The 8363-nt window shown below is 33.8% G+C and carries 8 protein-coding genes; 3 read left to right on the top strand and 5 right to left on the bottom strand.

The annotated features are described in order from the left end of the window. Nucleotides 1-115: 115 nt before the first annotated feature. From hxlB to Q0K80_RS04975, 5 genes are read right to left on the bottom strand one after another with little or no spacing between them, the layout of a single operon-like run. Nucleotides 116-658 carry a 6-phospho-3-hexuloisomerase gene (gene hxlB / locus Q0K80_RS04995; protein WP_294603829.1) on the bottom strand — a complete coding sequence of 181 codons (543 nt, stop codon included), beginning with the start codon at nt 656-658 and terminating at the stop codon, nt 116-118. An 8-nt stretch (nt 659-666) separates the two neighbouring features. Next, nucleotides 667-1113, bottom strand: a complete 447-nt coding sequence (locus tag Q0K80_RS04990; RefSeq protein ID WP_294603827.1) for a PTS sugar transporter subunit IIA — start codon at nt 1111-1113, stop codon at nt 667-669. Further along, a complete protein-coding gene (locus tag Q0K80_RS04985; RefSeq protein ID WP_294603826.1) occupies nt 1113-1400 on the bottom strand; it encodes a PTS sugar transporter subunit IIB in 288 nt (95 codons plus the stop codon). Before Q0K80_RS04985 ends, Q0K80_RS04990 begins: the two co-directional genes overlap by 1 nt. 18 nt (nt 1401-1418) lie before the next feature. Continuing rightward, nucleotides 1419-2777, bottom strand: a complete 1359-nt coding sequence (locus tag Q0K80_RS04980) for a PTS transporter subunit IIC (protein ID WP_294603825.1) — start codon at nt 2775-2777, stop codon at nt 1419-1421. 9 nt (nt 2778-2786) lie between these two features. Beyond that, nucleotides 2787-3302, bottom strand: coding sequence for an RpiB/LacA/LacB family sugar-phosphate isomerase (locus Q0K80_RS04975; RefSeq protein WP_294603823.1), 516 nt, complete (start codon nt 3300-3302; stop codon nt 2787-2789). Nucleotides 3303-3494: 192 nt separating this feature from the next. On the opposite strand from Q0K80_RS04975, the gene Q0K80_RS04970 reads away from it, so the two are divergent. From Q0K80_RS04970 to Q0K80_RS04960, 3 genes are all read left to right on the top strand, one after another. Further along, the gene (locus Q0K80_RS04970) at nt 3495-4256 is read left to right on the top strand and encodes a DeoR/GlpR family DNA-binding transcription regulator (RefSeq protein WP_294603821.1); all 762 of its coding nucleotides are present in this window, start codon (nt 3495-3497) and stop codon (nt 4254-4256) included. A gap of 632 nt (nt 4257-4888) precedes the next feature. Beyond that, on the top strand, nt 4889-7492 hold the full coding sequence (locus tag Q0K80_RS04965; RefSeq protein ID WP_294603819.1) for a cation-translocating P-type ATPase: 2604 nt from the start codon (nt 4889-4891) through the stop codon (nt 7490-7492). Nucleotides 7493-7691: 199 nt separating this feature from the next. Further along, entirely contained in the window at nt 7692-8339 is a 648-nt protein-coding gene (locus tag Q0K80_RS04960; RefSeq protein WP_294603817.1) for a hypothetical protein, read from the top strand. Nucleotides 8340-8363: the final 24 nt, after the last annotated feature.

Here is an 8363-nt window from a genome sequence, read left to right as displayed (position 1 = left end):
TGAAAAAAGTGCTCCTAATAGTCAGATTAATGTCTAACTATTATGGAGCACTTCACTTTGGGGGTTCATATCAAGATTTATTGGTTTTTATTTATATATGAGTTTCAATTTTTAATCATTCAATATCGGCATGGTTCTTTATCATTTGTTCCTCTGTAATATTAAGTTCTTTCATTAATCTCAAAACAATGCTGTCAAATAAAAGTAATGAAAACTGTTCAAATAAAGCTCCCATTGGTTGAATAGACTTATTGTGCTCAAATTTTGACTGGGCATTAATTTGCACAACTATTTCACAAAATTGCGCTAATGGACTATTGTTATCAACAGTAAAGAGAATTTCTTTTAAACCGTTATTTTTTGCTATCTTCGCCTGGGCTATTAGTTTCTCTGATTTTCCCGAAGCAGAATTAAATATTAATAAGTCATTTGAATGTGTATGAGGAGAAGAAATTTCTCCAACAACGCTAACTTCTAGTCCCAATTGCAGTAACCTGTTAGCAAAGGATTTTATCATTAAGCCTGAACGACCTGAACCTGAAAAATAGATATGATTACTATTTATTATTAATTGACAGATTCTATTTAAAGTTTTTTCATTTACTGGATCATCAACATTATTGATTTCTTTGCATATTTTTTTTAATTCAAATGCCATATATTTTCCTAATTCAATTTTTGATAAAGATATTCTTCTAACTCTTTATCTTTCTTATTTTTAACACTTTGTAGAAAATCTTTATTTTGAAATAGTTTCATAAGGGTACGTAACATGGTTAAATGTTCATCACCTTTTGCTAAAGCTAAATTAAAAATGAAGCTACATTTCACATCTTTTGATTTATCATCCATGCGGCCAAATTTTACTGGATGAGAAAATCGAACAAAGCTAACACTGCTTGTGTTGACAAAGTTTTGATTTCCATGTGGAATCGCAATGCCTAAATCAGAATTAACTTGTAATCCTGTAGGAAAGTCTTTTTCCCTTTCAATACAGGCCTTAGTAAATTCTTCAGTTATTAAATTTTCAGCTAATAGCGGTTTTCCAGCAATTTTGATAGCTTTTTGATAGTCTGGAATAATATCATTATTTGATTGTACAAAGATTTTCATTATTTGATCAGCTCGTCTTTTATTTCTTCTAAAACTGAATCCTCATTTATACCCGTTAAAAGGGCAGTGCCTACAATTATTGGTGTTGTAACATTTGGCTTATCCAATTTAGTGGATGAAACGATTAAATCATAGCCATTGAAGACATCATCTGTGCAGTCCATCAATGATTTTTTATCTAAATTCACGTCAGAAACGCCTTGGTCATTTAAATAATCTTGTAGTTCTGCCAACATAACAGAAGATGATGCAATTCCATTTCCACAAACTACTAATACTTTTTTCATGATATATCTCCTTAATTTCTATTTAGCTAAAGAATTTTGTCTACGTTCGTACTTTTTAAGCCAATAACCAAAACCAACTATTATCAAGGCAATCACAACATATGACCACAAGCCAAGACGAGAAGCTTCAGCAAACAAACCTGTAAATGGATTAGCTGATGGATTTAATGATGAATACATAACGCCATTTTTAGCACCACTGCCAAATTCTCTGAATACTTGAGTTGTTGGTTTGGCCATCCAAGAAGCTATATATAATCCTGGTGTAAACATTAAAATTGAAGTAATCCAAGTTCTAATAATGTTGCCATGAAAAATAGGAACCATACATGCAATAAAGAATACAAATTGGGATAAGTCACCCATCGGCATGACTTTATTGCCAGGGAGAAAGACTGCAATAATCTCGATGACTGGAATTAAAAGCAAGGCTGGTGCAATTACGTCAGGATTTCCTATTACTAATGCAGTATCCATACCTACTGTAATATCACGGCCTTTGAAGGCTTTAGTCATTTTCTTTCGAACAGCATTTGATAAAGGCACCAGACCTTCCATCATGATGGAAGTCATTTTTGGTAACAAGAGCATAACGGCTGCTAGGTACATACCTAAATGTAAACTTTGAATTATTGTATCGCCAGGATTTGACCAGTTATAACCTGCAAATCCCAAGAGAACACCAATGATAAAACCTACAATAGTAGGGTCACCAAACACGCCAAATTTTTTCTGAATAGTTTCAGCGGTTACATTCCATTTTCTGACTCCTGGAATATGATCAAAGATCCAATTCATAGGGTATGCAAAAATCATATATGTATTTGCAACGGGGTGTGAAATAGAAACTCCTTCAGGTAAATTAAAGAATTTTTCATTCTGCTTAGCTCCTAAATCGGCCATAAATAATACCCACATATGAAAAATACCAGCGGTAAGTAAACCATACCAGAAATTATCAGAGTAAGCATATACAATTGCGCCCATTGAAGCGTTTTGGTGTAGGTTGAAAACATCAACATTAATACAGTCTGTCAATTTTAACAGTAATAAAATAATATTAATACCTACGCACAAAGGAATTATAACTGCTCCGACTTTTGAGCCGAAACCCATAACTGCTGTCGCTGCACCACCAACGTCAATTGCTTGCAATGAAGAGCCAGTTCTTTTAGCTAAGCCAGTAATTGCTGGTTGCATTTTATCAAGCATGAAAGAAGTGACCATGGTCAAAGCTATAAAACCAATACCAACTTTCATGGCAGAAGAAATTGATTCTGCCCATGACCGACCTACAGCTTTCATTAATACTAAAAATATTAAAGGAATAAAAATAAAGTTACCAAGATTATTAATAAATTGAGTAATTATTTCCATTTTTAACTCCTATTCTTCTGTGAAGCCCATGTTCCAAGCTACATAATCAGGCTTTTTCAGATTACGGTCATCATCTTTTTTGGCTTCCAATAAGTTTGCTCTAGAATTTGGTCTGGAATTTTTAAAATCAAATGGTTCATCTAAGAAAGCATCAAGCACCATTTCCATGTAAGGTAAACCATTTACTCTCGCCCCCAAGCCTATGATTTGAACATTGTTGCTTAACCTTGCCCTTTTAGCAGAGTACGGATTAGTTACTGCTGTAGCTCTTATACCCCAGTGTTTATTAGCCTGCATAGTAAAACCAATTCCTGTGCCACATATATACACACCTAATCTGCACTCATCTTTTTGAATAACTTCTGCCATCTTATCAGCTAATTTCGCAAAAGTATTCTTGCCATCTTCAGGCTTTTTAACGGGATCCCAAACGACTCTGTAATTCTTTTCTTCCTCCAAGTACTTCTTGATGGCTTCTTTCCGCTCGAAACCAATATCATCACAAGCTAATGCTATTTTTTTCATACAATTTCCTTTCTGTAAACGCTTAATGTTATTACAAAGCAAATTATAAAATTTGCTTTAATTGGTGTTAACCGCAAAAATATACTTTTTTAGTAATTAAAAGCAATTAAAACCAATTTTTAAAGCATAGAAGTAACAAAAATGATAATCTATGATATTCTTGAGTAAAAAGTTTAAAAGGTGAGTAAATAAATGAAATTAACGAATAAAAGAAGAAATGATATTTTAACTGAAATCATAAAAAAAGGTAGTGTTACAGTTCATCACCTTTCAAACGAATTTTCAGTTAGCTATGAGACTATCCGTAAAGATTTAACTTTTCTAGACCAAAAAGGTTACATTATTAAAGAACATGGTGGAGCGACAGCCTTAAATAGTCTTATAGAAAACTCGTTTACTGTGAGACAAGAAAAGCAAATTAAATTAAAAAAATTAATAGCAATTGCTGCATTCAAACTTATATTAGATAATTCGTTGATTATTCTTGGCTCAGGTAGCACAGTTTTAGAGTTGGCAAAATTATTAGTAGCTAAAAAGAATTTAAAAATTTATACTGATTCTTTTCCTGTAGCAACTGCGTTAGCAAATTCAGACAACGAACTTTATTTTTTTGGTGGCAAGATTAGAGCCAAATCATCCTCGGTTTATGGGGGATGGACTAATGAAGCAATTAATAGTATAAAAGCTAATATGTGTTTTATAGGTTCAGATAATTTTGCTGGTCATAACGGTCCAACGACGCCTTCGTATTCTGATTATGGTGTTGATAAGCTTTTATTAGAGCATTCAAATAAAAAATATGTTCTAGCTGATTCTACTAAATTTGAGGGAACAAGTCTTTATCAAATAACAAATTGGGAAAATATAACTGCCTTAATAACTAATGTAATTTCGAAAGCTCAAGTAGATAGTTTGGCTTCTTTAACTAATATTATTCAAGCAAAAAATTCTTAAGTGAAAAAGATAATTTGAAAATTAAGAAGATAGAAAATAACCAGTCAATGCAAAAGTGGCTGGTTATTTTAATAAACTGAGTTTATTTAACTACAATCGTGTTGTAATCTTATTTGTACATAATCACTGTTAACGGCTTAAAAATGAAGTAAGACTTTTTGCTTTAGCTGTGTTAACAAAATAGTAGGTTGACTATTAGTCAGATTTTAAAAAGTAATTTATAAAACACTTTAAATAACAAGATTAATTATTTAACAAAAAGCCGAGCTTGTTCAACCATATAATGCTAACAGTATAAGCATAAAAATAGCCAAAAAATAACAAATCATGTAAAATAATAATAAGCTTGTATAGGAAAGAGGATGCTTAGTTTAGAAATTAAATTTTTAAGTTAGAGAAGATTTTTGAAAAACGTTGTTAATTAACAACTACTTTTTAAATACTAAATGAGCAGAAAACTTCGGATAACTATCAGAGGCTTTCTGCTTTTTTAAAAGTAAATGAGTAATTGTCTTTGATACATAAAATTGAATTGAGGCCTTTAAAGAGCCATATAACTTCAATAAATTAACTTATCTATACAAACAGCTTAACCGTAATTTATCTTATAGGCGAATAATGGAGGAGATAGCATGTCCCAAAAATCAGAACTACTATTCACGAAAACCCCCAAGTCCGGTTTAACTGCTGCTGAAGTGGAACAAATGCGCAGTGAATTTGGCACTAATGAATTGCTTGAAAAACGCCCGGTTCCACTGTATAGAAAAATATGGCATCATCTTAAAGATATTTCGTCACTTGTTCTTTTATTAGCGATAATTCTAGCAACATATATGGCTGTTTTTCAAAACGGCGGTTGGACCAAAACTATCGTTATCAGTTTGATTTTAGTTATTAATGTGGTAATTGGACTATACCAGGAAGCTTCTGCGGTAAGATCTCTTGCAGCTCTAAAAGAAATGAGTTTGCCGACAACTAATGGCCGACGTGATGGGCGTGATATGACAATTGCTGCTGCAGAATTGGTGCCTGGAGATTTGATTTATCTAAATACTGGAGATCAGGTTCCAGCAGATGCTGTGATTTTAGATGAAACTAATTTGGCGGTTGATGAAGCAATTTTAACTGGTGAAAGTTTACCTGTTTCTAAAAAAAGTTTTCAACCAAAAAATAATTTGACTAGTGATGAGCGTGTGTACTCAGGAACCTCAGTTGTTAGTGGCCGGGCATTTGTTCAAGTTAATGCAATTGGTATGGCAACTGAACTTGGCAAAATTGCCAATCTTTTAAATGAAACTCATAAACGGGAAACTCCTTTGCAGGGCAAACTGGATCATTTGTCAAAATGGATGACATTTTTTGCTGGTTTAGGTGGACTGATAATTTTTGCCTTAAGCATGGGACTGCAAAATAATAGTTTAACTGATAGCTTAATGATTGGGCTATCTTTAGCGGTTGCGGCTGTACCTGAAACTTTGCCAATTATTGTTACTATCAGTTTATCCCGCGGTGTCAAAAGAATGGCTGATCGCAATGCTATTATCAGACAGATTGGTGCCGTGGAAACAATTGGCAGTGTTGACGTTATTGCGACTGATAAAACAGGCACATTAACTCAAAATAAAATGACTGTTACTAAGTATTGGACTCTAGAAACAGGTATTAAAAAAGCCGCTGATTTACCTGACGCTGGTCAAAATTTGTTAAAGATGTTGGGTTTAGCTAATAATGTACAAATCATGGAAAAAGATGGTTCAGAAGAAGTTGCTGGTGATGCTACCGAGGTTGCAATTGTAAACTGGTTACACGCACAGGGGAGTTCTCGCCAGCGGTTAGAAGAAAAAGCTCCTCGCCTAGCGGAAGATCCATTTGATTCTGATAAGAAAATGATGTCTACTGTCCATCGTCTTGATAATGGCAGCCAATTGGTAATTGTTAAAGGTGCTTGGGACAGATTACCTTTAGATGAAAAAGAACCAATTAAAGCAGGCCAAAAGGCTCATGATGATCTGGCAAGAGCAGCACTGAGGGTGCTGGCAGTAGGATATAAAATAATTCCTGCGGATGCAGATCCAACCAATTGGAATGAAAACAACTCTAGCTTGAAGCTCGCAGGTATGATTGGCTTAATTGACCCACCTAGGCCGCAAGCAAAAGTAGCTGTTGATAGAGCAAAACAAGCAGGTATTAAGACCGTAATGATAACTGGCGACCATCTTGTGACGGCTAAAGCAATTGCTAAAGAAATTGGCATTTTGGAGTCAGGTCAAAAAGTAATTACAGGAATAGAATTACAGAAGATGTCAGACGCTGAATTAAAAAATTGTATTCAAGATATCAGTGTTTATGCTCGCGTTTCTCCCAGTGATAAAATCCGCATAGTTCAAGCTTGGCAGGAACTTAATAAGACGGTTGCCATGACAGGTGATGGAGTGAACGATGCACCAGCATTGAAAGCTGCAGATGTTGGCATTGCTATGGGTATCACAGGTACAGAAGTGGCAAAAGAATCTGCGGATATGGTTCTGACTGATGATAACTTTGCTACAATTATTAAAGCTGTAGCAGAGGGTAGAACAGTCTACCAAAATATTATTAAAGCGGTAGAGTTCTTAATTGGTGTTAATTTTGCTCAAATGTTCTTAATGGTTATCAGTACAATTTTGGGTTGGGGTGCAACATTATTAGCTGAACAATTATTAATTATCAATGTGCTTGCTGATGGGATACCAGGATTCTTTATTAGTAAAGAACCGGGTGAACCAAATATAATGGATCAAGATCCACTAGGTAATCAGGAGAGTCTTCTCGGACGGGGATTAATGCAAAGAATGATTGTTAGAGCGACAACCTTCACAGTTTTAATTCTGGGAGTTTACTCCTATGGCAGATTTATTATTTCTGCTAACGACACACAAATGGGTATGACTTTAGTCTTTTTAGTTTTAGCCCTTGGCTCCATGATTGATATTTACGCCATTAAAGATTCACAACCAATTACTATGCAAACTTTTAAATCAAATAAAATGCTTAATTGGGGATTACTACTAAGTATGACCTTTGTTGTATCACTGACGCTTTTACCACACCTGAGACGATTTTTACATTTTACTTTATTACCAGTTCAAGGTTGGCTGATGGCTTTATTGGGAAGTTTGGTACCAATTTTTGTTTTAGAAATTAATAAACGTTTGACTAACAATGTACAATTAAAAGTAAACAAAAGTAGTTGCTAAATGATAAAGTGTTTTAAGAAATTGGTTTCAAAATAAGTCTTCAAAGTAGTCTTGCTTTTAAGGCTTATTTATTTTGTCAAAATTGTTAAGCGTTTTACATTTTTTATAGTTAAATAATTAATTATTATTGACATATAAATGTAATAAAGTTACAATTTTGTTACAAATTATTATTATAGTTTATTTTTGAGGTTAAAAAATGAAACACAAGTATTTTAGAACAGTTTTATGTTCTGCAGCCATCCTTTTTTCTTTTACACCATTGACCACTTTAACCGTGACCAAAGCAGAAAGTACTGATACTGCTAAGCCAACAGCAGTTAGTCGGACAACCGAACCGGGTATGACCGTTACGCCTGCTAAACGGTTTGCTAAAGAAGGTTACGTATTTAAATTGGCACGGAATGCTGTTGTTTATCCCGCAGTTAATGATGTTATCAATGATACTTCTACACCATTTGGCAAAAGCTGGGTTAAAAAAATGGCAGATAAAAATGTCAAATTTAAGATTACTGAATTTGGTACCAGTAAGGTTGAATTACTCGCGCACATAGTTGATCAAAGTGGCAAAAATCACGGCTGGGTTAGCTTCTTTAATGGCGATCTTTATAATAAAAATGTTAAGAAAAAAGCTTTACAGCCATTGATCAAAGCAGAATTAAAAGTCATGGATTTACAATTTGAAGGCAAAAAGCCATCATTGATTCCTGTTAAAAATGAGGCTCGAAAGCTACAAGGTCAAAACAAAAAGATTGCCAATAAATCAATAAAGGAAATAAAAGGCTGGATTGCTTGTAAAGGAGATTTAGCTTATACACATTATCCATCATTATTGGTTGGTAAATAGTGATTATTTATAAAAATGAGCCTA

The sequence above is a fragment of the uncultured Lactobacillus sp. genome, assembly GCF_945290125.1.
Taxonomy (GTDB): domain Bacteria; phylum Bacillota; class Bacilli; order Lactobacillales; family Lactobacillaceae; genus Lactobacillus; species Lactobacillus rizhaonensis.
Note: the sequence above shows the minus strand (reverse complement) of the source record. Positions and strands in the feature narration are given on the sequence as shown.